Origin of the sequence: Gemmobacter megaterium, assembly GCF_900156815.1 — a bacterium.
GTDB classification, from domain to species: domain Bacteria; phylum Pseudomonadota; class Alphaproteobacteria; order Rhodobacterales; family Rhodobacteraceae; genus Wagnerdoeblera; species Wagnerdoeblera megaterium.
Genome location: NZ_FTOT01000003.1, coordinates 338,061 through 356,199 on the forward strand (window position 1 = coordinate 338,061; position 18,139 = coordinate 356,199).

Here is an 18,139-nt window from a genome sequence, read left to right on the forward strand (position 1 = left end):
GTGCGCCCCCTAGGCCAGGAAGCTGCGGACGGCCGCAAGGAACTGGTCCTCTTGCTCGATCATCGGCAAGTGGCCTGCCCCGTCGATCAACTGCACAGTCGCGCCCGGAATGGCATCGGCAAAGGCCTGGGCATAGACCGGCGGCACCAGACCATCCTGCGCACCATGCAGCACCAGCGTTTGTGCCCGGATCAACGGCAGACGACGCGCAAGGCCCCGGTCCGGGATCGGCCACATGAACCGCGAGGCGGCGCCCAGATTGGCGCTGCGATAGAACACATATTCGGCGGGTGCCCCATCATGGCTGTTGGGTTCGGATTTGGCCCATTTGGCGGGATCGGCCCATTTGGCGGCATTCAGTTCGGGGGCGGGAATGACAAACGGGTCCGGCATGGGCGTATCGTCCAGCCACAGGCCATAGGCATCCACCAGCACCAGCCGATGCACAAGATGCGGAAAGATCGCTGCCATTTCGGCCGCAAACATGCCGCCGAGCGAGTGCCCCATCAGATCGACCGGGCCATGGGCCTGAACCAGCGGTTCCAGCCACTGCCGGTAATGCAGCGCCAGATCCAGAATGCCGGTCATGCCGGATGCGCCGCCCGACGCGCCAAAGCCGGGATGTTCCGGCGCCAGGACCGGCCGGGTCTCGGCCAGTTTGCCCAGGAACGCTGCGGCACCGGGGTGCTGTTCGAACCCGTGCAGATAGACCAGTGGCCTGGATCCCTGGCCACCTTTCCAGGCGCGTACCGGGGTGCCGTTCAGTGTGTCGATAACGGCCTGCATCATGCCCGTGCCCCCGCCACTTTCAGCGGCTGGGCCGCGGTCTTTGCCATTTGCGCCGCATGGGCCGCCCGCACCGAGGGCGGGGTCCAGCGATCTTCATATTCGGACCACAGGCTCCGCAGATGCGGATGCACCTTGGTGGCGACCAGATGGGTGTTCATGGCGGCGGTTTCCTCGTCCAGATCGCCCATGTGCAGGCAAGCGATCAGTTGGCCGACGCGCAGTTCCTTGGCCATGTCCTCGATCCGCTGGCGCACCCGTTCGGGCGATCCGGCGATGATGAAGCCGTGCTTGTCATAGTCCCAGAAATCCATCTCGCCGGCATTGGCGCGGGCCTTTTCCTCGGGCGGCAGCTTCTTGTTGGTCTCGGCGGCAAAGGCGGCCATGGCCTGTACAGATTTCTGCGTGCGGAACCCAGGGCCGGATTCGAACCCCGGATGGACAGAGCGGTTGCGGTAGAAGTACTTCACCGCATCGGAATACTTCGCCTCTGCCTCGGCGTCGGTTTCGGCGCAGCAGATCAACTGGGTAAAGGCCAACTGGTGGGGGTTGATCTCGTACCCGTTCTCTTCGGCATAGTTCCACCAGGCATCGACCAGCGGTTTGGCGGAATGCAGGCCCGAGAACGACAACTGGCCGTAGCAATAGTCATTCTTCAGCGCCAGATCCCAAGTCTCGACGCTGCCCGACCCCGGCACCCAGATCGGCGGGCGCTTTTGCACTGGACGGGGCCACAGGTTGACATAGCGCAGCTTGGTATACTTGCCGTTGAAGGCAAAGGGCTCCTGCGCCTCCCAGGCTTTCTGGATCAGCTCGCGCGCTTCGTGAAACCGCTCGCGCAGTTCGGTGGGCGACACGCCATAGCAATAGAGCGTGTCCATCGGCGTGCCAAAGACAAAGCCGGAGATCACCCGGCCATCCGACAGGCAGTCCAGCCAGGCGACTTCCTCTGCCACCCGCACCGGCGGATTATACAGCGCGAGCGAATCCCCAATGATCAGCAGCGCGGCATTTTCCGTGGTATTGGCCAGCGTCGCTGCCAGCAGATTGGGCGAGGGCGTCAGCGCAAAAGGGGTCTGGTGATGTTCGTTCATCGCCAGCCCGTCGAACCCTTCGCGGTCGGCCTGCTGCATCAGGCGGATGAACATGCGTGTCATGTCGCCGACAACGCCGGGTTCGCAGCGGCTGATCGGGGTCGTGACCCAGCTTGATTCCCCGCTGGCCCGGAAATCGGGCGGAAGTTCCGGGTAGCTGGCTTCGGCAAACCAATGAAGTTTCAAGGCGTTTCCTCCCTTGTGCGCATGGTCGTCAGTCTCGATGGATGGCGACCAAACTTCCACATTGTGGCTGTCTCTAAAGTCATGCTCGACAAGATATGCGGGCAAGTCAACAATTAATCACGTGTATCGCCGGAAATTGCGTCATAATGTGGATAAATACAGGCGCGCATCGGAAATCCATCCCGTGTATCGCCACATTGTGGAGTTTTGGTTGGGCGCCATATGCTGGCGCCGCACCTTTGGCGCAGAAGCGCCGTCAGCCCACCAGGTTTGGCAAGAACAGAATGATCGCCGGAAATGCCACCACCAAGGCGACGATCATCAGATCGCATCCGATGAACCAGGACACCCCACGAAAGATGGTTCCCAACGAGATGGATTTGTCCACGACGCCCTTGATGACGAACACGTTCATTCCGATCGGAGGCGACAACATGCCGATTTCCAGCAGCTTGGTCAGGAATACGCCAAACCATATCGCGCTGTAGCCAGCCTCGTTCACGATGGGCAGCACGACGGGCAATGTCAGCATCATGGCGCCAACCGGCTCCAGGAACATGCCCAGCAGCAGATAGATCAGGGCCACTCCGAAGATGATCATCAGCGGATGGGCGCCCATGCCCAGAATCGCATCCGACAGCGCATCCCCGGAGCCAGAGAGCGCAAGGAACCGCGTCAGCAGGCTGGCCCCTACGGCGATCACCAGAATCGAAGACGTCGTGACAATGGTCTCCACCGATGCCTTGTGGATCACGTCCAGACTCAGGCGCCCGGATATCAACGCCACGATGCAGGACAGAAAGGCACCGATTGCCCCCGCTTCGGTCGGGGTGAACAGGCCGCTGAACAATCCGCCGAAGACGCCCATGATGATCAGCAGGATCGGCGCAGTCTTTCCCAGCGCCGCCATCTTGACCGACAGCGGGAAATGTTCGGTCACACGGGGCGCGAGGCTGGGGTTCAGCTTGACCCGTATGATGATCATCGTGACATAGGCCGCCACGGTGATCAGCCCGACGACCAGCCCGCCAAGGAACAGCTTGCCGACGGGCGCCTGTGCCATCACCGAATACAGGATCATGATCAGCGACGGCGGGATCAGTGCGCCAATGGTGCCGCCCGCAGCAACCGTGCCGGTGGCCAGTGACGGATCGTAATTGTAGCGCGTCATCTCGGGCACGGCGATCTTGCCCATCGCCGCCGAACAGGCCACCGATGATCCGGTCACGGCGGCGAACCCGCCACAGCCAAAGATCGAGGCAACCGCAAGCCCGCCCGGCAGGCCCGAAAGCCAGACCCGCGCCGCGGTGAACAGCCCCTCTGTCAGTTTGGCGTGATAGCAGATGAACCCCATGAACAGGAACGCCGGCACCGAGCTGAGCACCCAGTTCGAGGCGAAATGAAAGGGGATGATCCCCAGAGAGCCCCAGGCAATCCGCCAGCCCATCAGCGCCCAGATCCCACAGAACGACACCGCAATCAGCGCAAAGCCGATGGGGATCCGCAGCAGGATCAGGGTCATCAGGAAAACGACGAAATACAGGCCGATTTCGATTTCAGACATTTTCGATCTTATCCTTGGCGACCAGTTCCATGCCAGCAGGCAATGCGTCGTCTCCGGGGCCAAAGGGTCGGCGGGTCATCTGGCAGAAGATTTTCCAGACACAGACAAGCGCGGACAGCCCAAAGCCAAGCGGAAGCAGGAAATAGCTGGGCCAGGTGATGATGGGGTCGCGTCCGGCCACGATCATCACCGCGCCCTTGCGATACTGGACCACGGCCTCCAGCCAGGTGCGCCAGCACAGGAAGCCCATCACGACAATGCCAAGGGCCGTGCCCGCGATGATCAGCCAACGCACGACACCCGGAGGCATCAGCTCTGTCAGCACCTCGACCGAGATATGGGCATCGCGTTCATCTGCCAGCGCCAGCGGCAGAAAGCATATCCCGATCATGTAGACCATAGACACCACCTCGATGGTGCCCGCGATCGGGTAGCCAAAGACGTTGCGCAGGATCACATCGGCAGACACATGCAGCACCAGCAGAATGACCAGTGCCGATCCCAGAAAGCCCATGGCCCCGGTCATGTATCGTATCGTCTTGCGAATTGTTCCCATTGCTCTCCCCCAAGCGCGTCGCGGTAGCCGGTTCTGGTCGAGGGGCCTGCCGCGCACGATTTGCGATGATGGCGGGGCACGCTTGCCCCGCCGCCCGCGCCTCACATGCCGTAGGTCTTGGGATCGACGTTCTGGAACATCTGGGTCCAGAACAGCTCGCGCAGTTGATCGCGGCTTTCGACCGGCTCGACCAGATCCAGCCATTTGGCATACATGTCCTGGAACTCCGACGCGATGGTCTCTGCATTGGCCACGCCAAAGGTGGTCTTGTAGCCCTCCAGCGTGCCGGGCAGGTCGTTCCGGGCAAACTCGCGCATTTTTTCCATGGCGGCCGCATCGCCGTTCACAAGGGAAATATTGGCGTCGGCGGCCACCTTTTCGTTGGTGATCGCATCGGCGTAGTAGCCCCAGGTGATGTCGGCGGATATCTGGCTGGCGCCCCACAGCAGGGCGGCGCGCTGATCGTCGTTCAGTTTGCGCCAGGCATCGAGGTTGATGTTGTTCACCGCCACGTTCGACGACAAGCCGCCGGGCAGATCGACGGTGACCGCTTTCACAACGTCGGCAAGGCTCATGTTCGTCAGTTCAGGCAGGGAAAGCTGAGTGCAGTCCACCACGCCCTGGCTGAGTGCCTCGTAGGACTCGTTGGCCGGGAAGGAGACCGGCGTTGCACCCAGTTCGGTGAACAGGCGGCTCACCACGGCATGGCTGACGCGAATCTTCATGCCTTTCAGTTCGTCAAGTGTCCGCACCGGCTTGGTGCACAGCGACATGTTGATCGAGCTGGTGGCGCCGCCCATGTAGACTTGGTTCTGGCCCTGGAACTCCGACAGGCATTCCGGGCATTTGGTCAGGGTGTATTCGATGACCGCCCCGGCATAGGCCACGCTTTCCTTGCCGCGTGGCTCTTGCAGGTTCACCATCAGCTGCAAATCCTGCATCAGCATGTAGCGCGGAAAGTCCTTGGGCGTCAGCGCGGCCACGACATAGCCGATATCGGCCATGCCATCCCGCAGGCCGGGTCCGGTTTCGGCCAGGCTCAGCAGCGACATCGGAAAGTTGCGGATACTGACGGCGCCCCCCGATCGTTCCTTGACGGCGGCGGCGTAGTCATCCGCTGCGATGCCAACGGTCGATGCGGATGCATAGCCGAAGGCGTATTTGAGCGTCTCGGCCGATGCTGCGCCGGTCATGCCAAGCGTTGCCGCTACGGAAACCGCTATCGCGCCAGTGCGCCATGTCCTTGTTGCCATTGTCTTCCTCCCTGGGTGTTGGTGGGTCCGGTGTCCTTGCCGATCTGGCGCATGGGCGCTCAGGTCTGGTCGGTCCGGTGTTCTTTCGACGGTCCCCGCCAGTGCGGGCTCCATCCTGCTGGCGATGCGGGGCCTTGTCGTATCCCGCATGTGTCCCTTGTGGAAACTACAGGCATCAATCCTTCCTGACGTCGCCCGCAAACTCCACATAGTGGATATCTCTAAGGTGCGATGCGCTGTGGCGCCCTGTCAAGAAATATGTCGCATCCACCATGCAGCAATTTTGCTGGCATGGGTCGCAATGCCATTCAACAGGTGTCCGGTCGCACAATCAGCCGCGCGGCGGCGATGCGACCGGGCGATTGGGTCCGATCCAGGCAGGGCGCGTCGCCAGGCTGACGTGCGAGATCGCGTGTATAATGTGGAATGGCTCGCGGGTTGATTCGCCGCCGCCCCGCAATGGATCAGGGAAGATCCAGCGCCGCGCCCACCCGCTCTGCCGTCATCCGCAGAATGGGCAGGATGCGGGCCAGATGGTCCGCGTTCAGTCTGTCATGTGTCGCAACAATCGACAGCGCCAGCGTGGGCAATCCGCGAACCGTCGGGACGACAAGGCCGATCCCGCGCACCCCGGCAATGGGTTTGTCAGCGATGTCGGCAAACCCGGAGGCGCGGGTTCTGGCGATGCGCTCGCGAATTTCATCGGGGGGCACTGGCGATTGGGCATAGGCTGTGGTGGCCAGGATCTCTTCGATCTCGGCGTCCTGCATGGCGGCCAGCAGGGCGACGCCGCCGGTGCCGACGCCCAGCAAAAGACGCTCTCCAATCTCGGCGACCTTAGCATTTATGGGCTGCAATCCGTCGGCCCTGTCCAGACAGACGGTTTCGGTGCCCGTGCGCAGCGCCAGAAAGCTGGTATCGCCGGTATCCGAGGTCAACGTGCGCAGGTGCGGACGGCAAAGCTCGACCACACGGGCATGAAAGCCCGATGCCAGGCCAAGCTCAAAGGCAAGTGGGCCCAGCCGGTAGAATTTCGAGTCTGCATCCTGTACAACAAACTGCTCGTGAATCAGCGCCAGCAGGATGCGCCGCACGGTCGGCTCTGTCAGGCCGGTCGAGGCGGCGATGTCGCGCAGGCGACGCCCATCTGGCGCGCCGCGGGGTATTGCGCGCAACACCTCTGCCGCGCGCGAGATCAGTTGGGCGCCTTGTGGTGCTTCTTCCCTGTCCATGCCGCCCCCTATTTTTACATCGTGGAATGTGTAGCGCCAATTCCGCGCAGTGTCACGTGCTGCGGAACATGTACGCATGTGGGGCGGGACTGGATCTGCTGGTCGCGTGTTAAATATCTACTTGTGCCATCGTGATATTGCACATTGCGTCGCGCTCAAGCTCGAATCCCACAGCACAGCCTACCTTTGCGGATCATCCGAAAGGGAGGTCGTTCCATAATGTGGTAAGATGCGGCTGATTGCGATGGGTTCTGGCGGGTGGTCTCCTTTGTGGTCATGGCGGCGGGGGTCCGGGTGAACAACGGGCATCTGGATCGCGGATCGTGCCGGATGCGGTCCTGCGCCGGTTCGATCCTGGGCGGCTGGCTGGCCCGTCAAGCGATGCTCAGGGCCACCGTACCAATCCCCTGCACAGAGAAATCATAACAGGCGCCGGGGCCGGGGAATTGCGTAGGGATCAGGCTGCCGGTCATGACCAGATCGCCCTTGGACAGCCCGCGTCCGCGGGTGGACAGGTGATTGGCCAGCCATTCCAGCGGTATCAGCGGCCCCCCCAGAACATCGCGGCCGAAACCCCGGTCGAGTTGGGCGCCGTTCAGCGTGACGATCCCTTCGCTTGCGCCCAGATCGTCCGGCACCGCCGCCCAATCGCCCAGCACCACACCGGCATTCCAGGAGTTGTCGGCGATCAAGGACTCGACATCCAGCGTCGTGTAGTCGCAGTTGCGGTCGTCCACCATCTCGATCGCTGCCGCTGCGGCATCGATCGCCGCTGCGACCTCCTGCGCGGTATAGGGTGTGTCACGCGGCGGCAGATCGCGGCCCATCCGCAGGCAGATCTCGAACTCCAGCCCCAGCCGGCCATGGTACGCGGCCCGGATGGTCGCGCCAGAGCGATGCAGGCGGCTGTCCAGCACGGCGCCTGCGACGGGTTGGTCGATGCCGCACATGGCTTGCATCCGCGCAGAGGTCAGGCCGATCTTCCACCCCCGGATGTCGCCAAGCCCATCCGATTGCTGCGCCGACACATGGGCCTCTTGCAAGCTGTAGGCGTCCGGCAACGCGGTGGCGCCGGCTTCGCGGGCAAAGGGCACAAACCGGGCGCCCATTCGATGCTGATCGCGCAACCAGCGGGCCGAAGCGGTGAAACGGTTGGTCATATGGTTACTCCTGTCCGGCTTCGGCGGCCATGGCGCGCGCCTGATCGCGCAGGGCGAACTTCTGGATCTTGCCGGTTGCCGTCCGGGGCAGCGGGCCAAAGACGTAGCGCCGGGGCCGCTTGAACCCTGCAAGATGCGCCCGGCAAAAGGTATCCAGCCCATCGGGATCCAGTGTCTCACCCGGCTTCACCTCGACAAACGCCCAAGGCGTTTCGCCCCACTTCGGATGCGGTGCGGCCACCACGGCGGCGATAAGCACCTGAGGGTGCTTGTGCAGCACATTCTCCACCTCCAGGCTCGACAGGTTTTCGCCACCCGAGATGATCACATCCTTGGCCCGGTCGCGGATCTGGATTTGCCCGTCAGGATGGATAACCGCCAAATCTCCGGTGCGGAACATCCCACCGGCAAAGGCGGCCTCTGTTGCCTCGGGGTTACGGTAGTAGCCTGCCATCAACGTATTGCCGCGCAGCACGATTTCACCCACCGTTTCACCATCGGCAGGCACGTCCTGGCCCTGATCATCCACCACACGCGGGCAAGAGGCAGTGACATGCCGCTTTCCCTGCCGCGCCAACATCTCGGCCCGTTCCGCGATGGTGCCGGGGGCGTTGCGGCCGGGATCGTTGAGGGTGGCCGGCCCATAGCTTTCGGTCAGGCCGTACAGATGGATCAGATCAAACCCTAGCGCCTCCATCCCCTCCAGCAACGCAGGCGTCGGCGCGGCGCCGCCGGTGGCCACCTTGACCCGCACAGGGGGCGGGGCCTTGGCGGCGTGCAGCATCATGTAAAGGACGACGGGGGCGCATGACATGTGCGTCACCTCATGGCGGGCGATCTCTGACAGGATCAGATCGGGGTCCACGCGGTCCAGGCATACATGCAGGCCCCCCGCCGCCGTGACGGCCCATGTGTGTGACCAGCCGTTGCAGTGGAACATCGGCAAGGTCCACAGATAGCGGCTGTCGGTGTTCAGCCCCAGCGCCAACACATTGCCCAAGGCATTCATGCAGGCCCCGCGATGGGTGTAGACCACACCCTTGGGGCGGCCCGTGGTGCCCGAAGTATAGTTCAGCGCGATGGGCTGCCATTCATCGCCGACATGGGCACGCCAGTCCAGCGGCGCATCTGCGCCCCGGAACAGGTTCAGCCCCTGCGTGCCATCGACAGTTTCGGGCACCACATGCATCGGCACCTGTGCGGCGGCCAGTTGGGGCAGGGTCGCCGGTTCGCAGATCACCAGCCGCGATCCGGCATGGTTCAGGATCCAGGCCGTCTCGTCTGCGTCCAGCCGGGTGTTCAACGCATTCAGGACCGCGCCCAGTGCGGGCACGGCGAAATGCGCGGCCAGCAGTTCAGGCCGGTTGGTCAGCATGACCGAGACGACATCCCCCCGGCCCACACCCTGGCTTGCCAGCCAATGGGCCATGCGCCGGATCAGGGCGCCGAACTGGTCCCAGGTCCACAGATCGTCGCGCCAGGCAACCGCCGGGCGGGCGCCATGCACGGCCAGCGTGCGGTCCAGCAGATCCAGCGGTGTCAGCGGCTGGTGATTGGCCGCGCGTGCGGCAAGATGCGGATCGTCGAACATGGCCTCCCTTCCGTGTTCAGGCGTTGCAGCGGGTCAGGCGACCCCCCACCGCCAGAAATCGCGGCCTGCCTTGGTCATCTCGCGGTTCAGCACCATCTGATGCACCTCGTCGGCCCCATCGACCAACCGGGCCTGCCGTGCATAGCGGTAGATCCATTCCAGCACCGTATCGCAGGAATAGCCCCGCGCGCCGTTGATCTGGATGGCGGTATCCACTGCCTTGTGCAGCACGTTGGCGACATGGACCTTGGCCATCGACACCTCGCGCCGGGCAAATCCGCCGCGGTCCAGTTCCCAGGCGGCCTTCATCACCAAGAGGCGGCCGATTTCGATCTGCATCGACAGATCGCCCAGCTTCACCTGCACGCTTTCACGGTCGGCCAGCCGCACGCCGAACCCTTCGCGTCTGGCGGCATAGTCCTGTGCGATTTCCACGCTGCGCTTGGCCAGCCCCAGCCAGCGCATACAGTGGGTCAGCCGGGCCGGGCCCAGGCGCATCTGCGTCATCCGCAGGCCCTGACCTTCGCCGATCAGCACATCCTCGACCGGCACTTCCAGCCCGTCATAGGTGATTTCGCAGTGGCCGCCATGTTCTTCGGGGCCCATGATGTCGATCCGGCGGTCGATCCGCCAGCCGGGGGCATCGCGGTGGTGCAGGAAAGCTGTCAGCCCTGTGCGCGGATCGTCCGAGGTGCGCGCCAACAGGATGAAATGCGCCGCCTCCTCGGCCCCGGTGATGAACCATTTCCTGCCGTGGATCACATAGCGGTCGCCCCGCCGTTCGGCGCGTGTCAGCATCATCGACGGATCCGACCCGCTGCCCGGATGCGGTTCTGTCATGGCAAAGGCCGACCTCACCTTGCCCTGCACGATGGGTTGTAGCCAGCGCGCCTTCTGATCCTCGGTCCCGGCCTGTTCCAGCACCATCATGTTGCCGTCATCCGGCGCGGCCGAATTGAACACCGCAGGGCCGAAGATCGAGCGGTTCATCTCCTCATAGCACACGGCCATGCCCATGCGGCCCAGCCCCTGACCGCCGGTCTCGGGGCGCAGTTGCAGGCACCACAGCCCTTCAGCCTGCGCCATCGCGCGCAGCCGGTCCAGCGGTTCCAGCGCGATATTGCCATGGGCGTCATAGGCGGAACGGTCGGATTCCAGTGGCAGGACATGATCCTCGACAAACCGGGCGATGCGGGCGCGGAAATCCTCGATGCGGGGGGGAATGGTGAAATCCATGATATGTCCTGTCAGAGCGAGGAAACCAGATGCCCGCCATCCACCGCAATGGCCGTGCCGGTCATGTAGGCACCGGCGTCCGAGGCCAGCAGCAGCAGCGGCCCGTCCAGATCGGCCATCTGGCCCAGACGGCGCTGCGGAATGCGGCGGATCAGGGCCTGCCCGGCCTCACCGGCAAAGAACGCGGAATTCAGCGGCGTCTCGATATAACCGGGACACAGCGCGTTGACCCGAATAGCGTGCCGTGCCCATTCCAGCGCCAGCGCCTTGGACAGTTGCACGACGCCGGCCTTGGCCGCCGCATAGGCCGACAGGTTGCCCGCCACCCGCAGCCCGACGATGGACGCCACGTTGACAATGCTGCCGCCGCGCTTTTCGGCCACCATCCGCGCTGCCGTCGCCTGCGCCACGCGGAACACGCCGGACAGGTCGGTGTCGATGACCCTGGACCAGTCCTCCTCGGGCATCTTCAGCGCGGGACCGTCCAGCGCGATGCCAGCGTTGTTGATCACGATGTCATAGGCCGCACCGCCGCAGGCCGCCGCGACCGAGGCCGTGTCGGTCACGTCCAGCGCGACCGGCATGGCCGTGCCGCCCTGCGCCGCCACCAGCGCCACGGTTTCGGCCAGGGCATCGGCGCGTCGGGCGGCCACTGTCACCTCGGCCCCGGCGGCGGCCAGCACCTGCGCAAAGTGGCGGCCAAGGCCCGAAGAGGCCCCGGTCACAAGCGCGCGGCGTCCGGTCAGGTCGGTCATGGGATGTCAGCCTTTTATCGAGCGAGCGTTCGATTTATTTTCTACACATCATTTGCAAACCGTGGCAAGCAGGATGTTGCGCCAAAAGGCGCGCCGCCCTATCCCGATCCCGCGCCGCAGCAGAGCCGACATGACCGACCAGCCCATCGCCACCCCGCCGCCCAACGACCCGCGGGCCTACACCACCGATGCGTTGTGCCGCCTGATGCTGGAGCGCAACCGCGCCACCATCCGGGTGCAAAAGACCGCCTTTGCCCTGCCAAAGCTGGAAAGAATCGTCACCGCCGCGCTGGAACTGTCCAATTCGCAAGGATTTCAGGCCATGAGCCTGCGGGATCTGTCTGCCGCCTCGGGTGTGTCGATGGGGGGGATGTATGCCTATTTCGATGGCAAGACGACGCTTCTGCGCATGATCCTGTCCGAGGTGACAGCCGCAGTCACAGCCGTTCTGGCCAGCCCGCCCGACCATCTGGCGCAGGATCCGCGCGAACATCTGATGTGGTTGATCGACAGTCACCTTCATCTGACCGAAACCATGCTGCCATGGTTCGTCTTTGCCTTCATGGAGGCCAAGAGCTTTCCCCCGTCCGAACGCCGTCAGGCGGTGGACAGCGAGATCCAGACAGAACGCTATTTTGCCGAAGTGATTGCGCGGGGCCTGCACACAGGGTGTTTCCGGCCCGAAACTTCGCCGTTGCTGCCTGCGCTGATCAAGCCGTTGTTGCAGGAGTGGTATGTCAAGCGCGCCAAATACCACCGCCGGGGCGTGTGCATCGAAACCTATATCGCCACGGTGCAGGACATCGTTCTGTCAGCCTGCGCCACCAAGGGCTGATGTGACGGGCGTCTGCCCGTCCAGCGGCTTGGCCGCGCCGCCCGCCTATCGGTCACCGATCTGCCCTGCGGGGTCATGATCGGCGGTTTGATGTCCCGGCAAACCGCAAGGCGCCCGCCTCGCAAGCCAGCCACAACGCCAGCAGCGGCGGCAATCCCCGCAGGGTCGCGCAAGGCGGCAGGGCTCAGCCGTCTTCGACAGGTTTGAAGCACGGCAGGGCATGGCGCCCGCCGGGGCACAGGATGGCGCGGGTGCCTGGATTCAGCGCGCCCTCGGCCAGCGCCATGACGCGGGGGCCTTCGTCCAGATCGACCAGCGTGACACCATAGGGTACGCGGCTGCGCCAGTCGTCGGTTGGCGCGCGATACTGCATCGTATGGGCCACCACCGTTCCGGTGCCACGGGCCAGCCGCCAATCGGGATCGGGGCGCAGGCAAGCCAGACAGAAGGGGCGCGCCTGCGCCTGCGTATGACCGCAGGCCGGACAGTGCTGATAGGCGATCTCGCCCCGTGCAGTGGCCTGCGCCACATGGGTTTCCAGATGTTTCATGCCGCCGCTCCCTCGGTTGCCAGAACCAGCCCGACATGGGCGGACAGCACCCCGCCATCGGCATGGACATAACCGACCCGCCCCGGCCCCGGCATCTGACGTGGGCCTGCGCGGCGCTGCATCTGGCGCGTGACGTCGATCAGATGTGCCATGCCCCCCGCGACACCAGGATGCCCGTAGGACAACAGCCCGCCATGGGTGTTCAGCGGCACTCCACCCGCCTCGTGGGCACCTGCGGCGATCTGCCGGCCCGCTTGCCCGCGCGGGGCAAAGCCGGTTTCCTCCAGCAGCATGGCGAGGGTGATGGTAAAGCTGTCGTAGATGCCCAGAACCTCTACATCCTCGCGCGCAAGTCCTGCTTCGGCAAAGGCCCGGTCGGCAGCATCGGCGGCCCCAAAGTTGTGCCAGTCGGTCGCCATCGACACATGCTGATGCCGATGCGCCTGCCCGGCGCCTGCGATGCGCACCGCGCCATGCGGTCCGGGCGCCGCCGATATGACCAGTGCCGCCGCACCATCGGAAATCGGGCAGCAATCGGCCAGCCGCAACGGCGCGGCCACAAGGCGCGAGGCCAGCGCGTCCTCGACGGTCAGGGGCGCGGTGAGATGGGCGCCGGGCATCGCCTGCGCCTGCCGCCGCATGAAGACGGCAATCTCTGCCAGATCACGCTCTGTCCCCGGATGCCGCCCGAGATACTGCGAGGCAAGCAACGCATAGTAGCCTGGAATCGTCGCCCCGAACGGCACCTCGTGGAACGCATGGCCCACTTGTGCCAGCGTGCGGATGGCCTGATCGCGGCCGCCTTCGGTGGTCAGCCGGTTTTCTCCGGCCACGACCAGCACCCTGGAATATTGGCCCGAGGCGATCAGCAACTTTGCCAGCATCACCATCGCCGCGCCGGTTGCCCCGCCCAGTTGCAGGCCATTGGCATAGCTGGGCCGCAGCCCGAAATGTTCGGCGAACAGCGTGGCCAGCATCAGATGCGGCATGGCTGTGGAATAGCCCGTGACCAGCCCGTCGATCTGGGCCCGTTCCAGCCCGGCATCGTCCAGCGCCGCCTGGGCGGCGCGGGTCATCAGATCCAGCGTATCCGCCCCGTCGTGGCGGCCGAATGGGGTCAACCCGACCCCGGCGATATAGGCGGCGGTCATTGTGGTCTCCGGTCAGGGTGTGGCGCAGGCGTGCGGCCGGGTTTGGCAACGGTCATCCGGTGTGGTCCGTGCGGGTCGGTCGGGGTCATGACAGATCGGTGCCTCCGGTATCTTCGCCATGCTCGGTGCGGTTGCGCAGGCAGGTTTCGAACAAGGCGACCGCCTCTTGCAGGGCCGCTGCGGCAAGGCCCAAAAGCGCCCGCCGCAACGAGACCTGACGGATCGCATGGCGCAATGCCCATCCCCGTCATGGGTAGCGGCCAAGCCAGTCGCGCCGCAACCCCAGATCATCCGAAATCACATCCTGCGCTGGCCGCGACCTGCCGCGTAGGCCGGTCCTCAGGCCATTGTCACCCGATGGTGCGCCATGGGTATCCGGGGCCATCCGGCGCCACCTGTCACGCATTCTGCGCGAATCTCCGGCCTCTGCGGTCGCTGCGACGGGTGCTGTCCAGCACCACAGCGGCGGCGCGCGAACGTCCAGCTGTGCGCGAAGGTGCCGCAAGAACGGGCATTCAACAAGATTGTTTGCAATCTTGTAAAATATAATCTCAATATCGTTGACGCATGTGCCCCAGATCGCGCATCGTGCCCTCGCAAGCCGTGTTGCCAGCAGACGGGCGCGGCGCATCAACAAGAAACGACTCAACAGGAGATGACCATGAAGGCCCAATCCTCTAGCCTGATGATCAGCGCGGCGGCCCTGTGCCTGTCGGCTGGCCTGTCTTCGGCCGAAACCATTCGTTGGGGCGGGTCCACCGACCTCAATTCGCTTGATCCCTATTCTTATGGCTCCACCTTCACGCTGTCGTTCCTGAACCATGTGTACGAGGGACTGGTTCGCTATGATGCCGACCTGCAAATCCAGCCCGCCCTGGCGGAGCGCTGGGAGATGATGTCCGACTCCGTCTGGCGGTTTCACCTGCGCAAGGGCGTGACGTTCCACGACGGCGCGGAGTTTACCGCAGAGGATGTCATGGCCTCGCTGGCGCGGGTCAGCCATGAAAAGTCGCCGCTGCGGGGCAATCTGCCTGCCTACAAGTCGGCCAAGGTGATCGACGATCACACCATCGACATCGAACTGACCGGCGCCTATCCGCTGTTGCTGAACGACCTGACCAATATCTTCATCTTCGATGCCGGCTGGCTGAAGGCGAACAACAGCGAAGAACCGACCGACGTCACCGCAGGCGTCGAGGGATATGCGACCTTCAACGCCAATGGCACCGGACCGTTCAAGATTGCCGAGCGCGTGCCCGATACCCGCACCAGCATGGTGGTCAACGAAGCATGGTGGGATACGCCCGCCCATAACGTGACCCGGATCGAGTTTACCCCCATCGCCTCGGCAGCGACCCGCGTTGCCGCACTCTTGTCCGGCGAAATCGACTTTGTCGAAGGCGCCCCGGTGCAGGATCTGCCGCGCCTGAAGGCCGCCGACAATGTGACGGTCATCGAAGGCAACGCCCTGCGCACCATCATGTTCGGCTTCAACCGTCGCCCTGAACTGGCCGATGGCCGCACCAATCCGTTCAACGAGCTGAAACTGCGTCAGGCCGTGGCCCATGCGATCGACGCGGAGCTGATCCACAAGCGGGTCATGCGTGGCGCCTCGCGCGTGGCGGGCACGCTGGTCGCGCCGCAGATCCCCGGATATGACGCCGCGCTGGATGCGCCCATCGACTATGACGCCGATCTGGCCAGGTCGCTGATCAAGGAGGCGGGGGCCGAGGGCTTTGCCTTCCAGCTTACCTGCTCCTATGACCTGTGGGTGAACGAGGAGGAAATCTGTTCGGCCGTGGTGTCCATGCTGACACGTGTCGGCTTGCAACCCACGCTGGACATTGGCCCGCGCGCCAACCAGATGCCCAAGTTGACCAAGGGCGATGCGGACATGTTCATCTTCGGCTGGGCGAACGAGCCGATGCTGGACAGCTATTCGATCCTTGTGCAGACCGTGCATTCCAAATCCGGCACGGCGGGCGTGTTCAACTGGGGCAACTGGTCATATCCCGAATGGGACACCCTGATCGACAAGGCCGCTGTCGAACTGGATCGTGATACCCGCCTTGGCTATCAGACCGAAGTCCTCAAGGGCGCGCGCGACGAGATGCTGTTTGTGCCGCTGCACCAGCAACCGATGGCTTGGGCCGTGTCGAGCAAGGTGGAGTATGTCCTCCAGCAGGCCGACAACAAGCCGCGCCACTGGCTGACCCGCATCAAGTGATCCCATGTGCCGGGCCGCCCCTTGGGTGGCCCGGCCTCTTGTCGACGGAGGATCCGATGCTTGCCTTCCTGATCAAACGCCTGTCCAACGCCGCGATGGTGATGCTTGCCGTATCGCTGATGGCCTTCATGATCTTCCGCTTCGTGGGCGACCCCGTGGAGCTGATGGTCAATGAACAGACCACCAGCGAACAACGCGACGAGTTGCGCGAGCGGATGGGCCTGAACCAGCCGGTTCTGGTGCAGTTCGCCCGCTTTGTCGGCAATGCCGTACAAGGCGATTTCGGGATTTCCTATCGCAATCAGCAATCGGTGATGGCGCTGATCGCAGAACGTTTTCCAGCGACGATGGAGCTTGTTCTGCTGGCAACACTCATTTCGCTGATGGTCGGGGTGCCGTTGGGCGTCATGACGGCGATCCACCGGGGCAAATGGTATTCCGAAGCGGTGCAGTTCGTGTCGATCATCGGGGTGTCCCTGCCCAGCTTTGTCATCGGGATTCTGCTGATCCTGGCCTTTGCCGTCACCCTGGGGTGGTTGCCCGCCTTTGGCCGTGGCGAAGTGGTGGATCTGGGCTGGTGGAGCACGGGCCTGCTGACCCATTCGGGGCGCGTCGCGCTGATCCTGCCTGCCATTGCGCTGTCGTTCTATCAGATCACGCTGGTCATGCGTCTGGTGCGGGCGGAAATGCTGGAAACCCTGCGGTCGGATTTCGTCAAATTCGCGCGGGCGCGCGGCGTGCCTGCCTGGCGGGTCCATTTTCGCCACGCCTTGCGCAACTGCCTGATGCCGGTGGTTACGATGACGGCCATGAACATCGGCTCGCTGATCGCCTTTGCACTGGTGACAGAAACGGTGTTCCAGTGGCCGGGCATGGGCCTGCTGTTCATCCAGGCGGTCACATTCGTCGATATTCCGGTGATGGCGGCCTATCTCGTCATCGTCTCTTTCATCTTCGTGGCGCTGAACACCATTGTCGACATCACCTATGCGGTGATCGACCCGCGCCTGCGCGACGCGAACCGCTAAGGGGGCACCATGGCTGCTGAACCCGGACTTTTCCTGCGACTGCGCCGGTCGGACCTGTGGTGGTCCTTTACCCGGCACAAGGCGGCAATGGGCGCCGCGATCCTGCTGGGCGTGCTGGTGCTGACCGCCATTCTGGCACCGTGGATCACGCCGCAGAACCCCTATGATCCGGCTGCGCTGGATTTGTGGAATGCCGAACTGCCGCCGATCTGGATGGAGGGCGGGCAATGGCCCTTTCTTCTGGGCACCGACAACCAGGGGCGCGACATCCTGTCGGCGGTGCTCTACGGCTCGCGGATCTCCATCGTGATCGGCATCGGATCCGTCGCGCTGTCGCTGGTGGTTGGCATCGGGCTGGGGCTGGCGGCCGGTTATTTCGGCGGCATCACCGACAACGTGCTGATGCGGGTGGGCGATGTGCTGCTGTCGGTGCCGACGATCCTGATCGCCATGCTTGTGTCCGCGATGGCCCGCGCCAGCCTGCCGCCGGAGCTGCGCGACATCGGGGCAGGGGCCGTGCTGGTCGTGGCGATCAGCCTGTCGGCCTGGGTGCAATACGCCCGCACCGTGCGTGCACAGGCATCGGTGGAGCGGCGCAAGGAATATGTTCAAGCCGCGCAACTGCTGAAAGTCCCGGCCCGGCGGATCATGTTCAAGCATATCCTGCCCAACACCATGACCCCCATTCTGGTCGCCGCCACGCTGAATTTCGGCATGGCGATCCTGACCGAGGCGACGCTGTCCTTTCTTGGCATCGGTATGCCGCCCAGCCAGCCCAGCCTTGGCACGCTGATCCGGTTCGGCAACCAGTATCTGTTTTCCGGCATGTGGTGGATGGTGATCTTTCCCGTGCTGCAATTGTGTCTGCTGGTGGTGTCGGTCAACCTGCTGGGCGACTGGCTGCGCGATGCGCTCAATCCTAGACTGAGGTAATA

At 63.8% G+C, this 18,139-nt stretch carries 18 protein-coding genes; 4 read left to right on the forward strand and 14 right to left on the reverse strand.

What is annotated here, in order from left to right:
- Positions 1-9 precede the first annotated feature (9 nt).
- From BW970_RS10220 to BW970_RS10265, 10 genes are all read right to left on the reverse strand, one after another.
- Complete coding sequence (locus tag BW970_RS10220) at positions 10-789, reverse strand: alpha/beta fold hydrolase (RefSeq protein ID WP_200799283.1); 780 nt, start codon at positions 787-789, stop codon at positions 10-12.
- Positions 786-2,066, reverse strand: a complete 1,281-nt coding sequence (locus BW970_RS10225; RefSeq protein ID WP_076530835.1) for an LLM class flavin-dependent oxidoreductase — start codon at positions 2,064-2,066, stop codon at positions 786-788. Before BW970_RS10225 ends, BW970_RS10220 begins: the two co-directional genes overlap by 4 nt.
- 256 nt (positions 2,067-2,322) lie before the next feature.
- Positions 2,323-3,630 (reverse strand): TRAP transporter large permease, encoded by a 1,308-nt coding sequence (locus BW970_RS10230; RefSeq protein ID WP_076530838.1) that lies wholly within the window; start codon positions 3,628-3,630, stop codon positions 2,323-2,325.
- Complete coding sequence (locus BW970_RS10235; RefSeq protein ID WP_076530841.1) at positions 3,623-4,156, reverse strand: TRAP transporter small permease; 534 nt, start codon at positions 4,154-4,156, stop codon at positions 3,623-3,625. Before BW970_RS10235 ends, BW970_RS10230 begins: the two co-directional genes overlap by 8 nt.
- Before the next feature lie 131 nt (positions 4,157-4,287).
- Positions 4,288-5,439 (reverse strand): TRAP transporter substrate-binding protein DctP, encoded by a 1,152-nt coding sequence (gene dctP, locus BW970_RS10240; RefSeq protein ID WP_076530844.1) that lies wholly within the window; start codon positions 5,437-5,439, stop codon positions 4,288-4,290.
- Between the two features lie 464 nt (positions 5,440-5,903).
- Positions 5,904-6,671 carry an IclR family transcriptional regulator gene (locus tag BW970_RS10245; protein WP_076530847.1) on the reverse strand — a complete coding sequence of 256 codons (768 nt, stop codon included), beginning with the start codon at positions 6,669-6,671 and terminating at the stop codon, positions 5,904-5,906.
- A gap of 374 nt (positions 6,672-7,045) precedes the next feature.
- The gene (locus BW970_RS10250; RefSeq protein WP_076530849.1) at positions 7,046-7,831 is read right to left on the reverse strand and encodes a 2-keto-4-pentenoate hydratase; all 786 of its coding nucleotides are present in this window, start codon (positions 7,829-7,831) and stop codon (positions 7,046-7,048) included.
- Between the two features lie 4 nt (positions 7,832-7,835).
- A complete protein-coding gene (locus tag BW970_RS10255) occupies positions 7,836-9,422 on the reverse strand; it encodes an AMP-binding protein (RefSeq protein WP_076530852.1) in 1,587 nt (528 codons plus the stop codon).
- 33 nt (positions 9,423-9,455) lie between these two features.
- The gene (locus tag BW970_RS10260) at positions 9,456-10,658 is read right to left on the reverse strand and encodes an acyl-CoA dehydrogenase family protein (protein WP_076530855.1); all 1,203 of its coding nucleotides are present in this window, start codon (positions 10,656-10,658) and stop codon (positions 9,456-9,458) included.
- 11 nt (positions 10,659-10,669) lie between these two features.
- The gene (locus BW970_RS10265) at positions 10,670-11,413 is read right to left on the reverse strand and encodes an SDR family NAD(P)-dependent oxidoreductase (protein ID WP_076530858.1); all 744 of its coding nucleotides are present in this window, start codon (positions 11,411-11,413) and stop codon (positions 10,670-10,672) included.
- 130 nt (positions 11,414-11,543) lie between these two features.
- Between BW970_RS10265 and BW970_RS10270 the strand changes: the two genes are divergently transcribed.
- Positions 11,544-12,248 carry a TetR/AcrR family transcriptional regulator gene (locus BW970_RS10270; RefSeq protein ID WP_076530861.1) on the forward strand — a complete coding sequence of 235 codons (705 nt, stop codon included), beginning with the start codon at positions 11,544-11,546 and terminating at the stop codon, positions 12,246-12,248.
- A gap of 184 nt (positions 12,249-12,432) precedes the next feature.
- Here BW970_RS10270 and BW970_RS10275 read toward each other — a convergent pair whose 3' ends face one another.
- The 4 genes from BW970_RS10275 to BW970_RS20740 all read right to left on the reverse strand — a co-directional run bounded on the left by BW970_RS10275 (position 12,433) and on the right by BW970_RS20740 (position 14,334).
- Complete coding sequence (locus BW970_RS10275; RefSeq protein ID WP_076530864.1) at positions 12,433-12,798, reverse strand: Zn-ribbon domain-containing OB-fold protein; 366 nt, start codon at positions 12,796-12,798, stop codon at positions 12,433-12,435.
- Complete coding sequence (locus BW970_RS10280; protein ID WP_076530867.1) at positions 12,795-13,949, reverse strand: thiolase family protein; 1,155 nt, start codon at positions 13,947-13,949, stop codon at positions 12,795-12,797. Before BW970_RS10280 ends, BW970_RS10275 begins: the two co-directional genes overlap by 4 nt.
- A gap of 85 nt (positions 13,950-14,034) precedes the next feature.
- Positions 14,035-14,184 (reverse strand): hypothetical protein, encoded by a 150-nt coding sequence (locus BW970_RS20735; protein WP_159441431.1) that lies wholly within the window; start codon positions 14,182-14,184, stop codon positions 14,035-14,037.
- A gap of 12 nt (positions 14,185-14,196) precedes the next feature.
- Entirely contained in the window at positions 14,197-14,334 is a 138-nt protein-coding gene (locus BW970_RS20740) for a hypothetical protein (protein WP_159441432.1), read from the reverse strand.
- A gap of 276 nt (positions 14,335-14,610) precedes the next feature.
- Here BW970_RS20740 and BW970_RS10285 point away from each other — a divergent pair, with 276 nt between their 5' ends.
- From BW970_RS10285 to BW970_RS10295, 3 genes are read left to right on the forward strand one after another with little or no spacing between them, the layout of a single operon-like run.
- Positions 14,611-16,176, forward strand: coding sequence for an ABC transporter substrate-binding protein (locus tag BW970_RS10285; protein ID WP_083701223.1), 1,566 nt, complete (start codon positions 14,611-14,613; stop codon positions 16,174-16,176).
- Between the two features lie 56 nt (positions 16,177-16,232).
- Complete coding sequence (locus tag BW970_RS10290) at positions 16,233-17,204, forward strand: ABC transporter permease (protein ID WP_076530870.1); 972 nt, start codon at positions 16,233-16,235, stop codon at positions 17,202-17,204.
- 9 nt (positions 17,205-17,213) lie between these two features.
- Entirely contained in the window at positions 17,214-18,137 is a 924-nt protein-coding gene (locus BW970_RS10295) for an ABC transporter permease (RefSeq protein WP_076530872.1), read from the forward strand.
- Positions 18,138-18,139 lie beyond the last annotated feature (2 nt).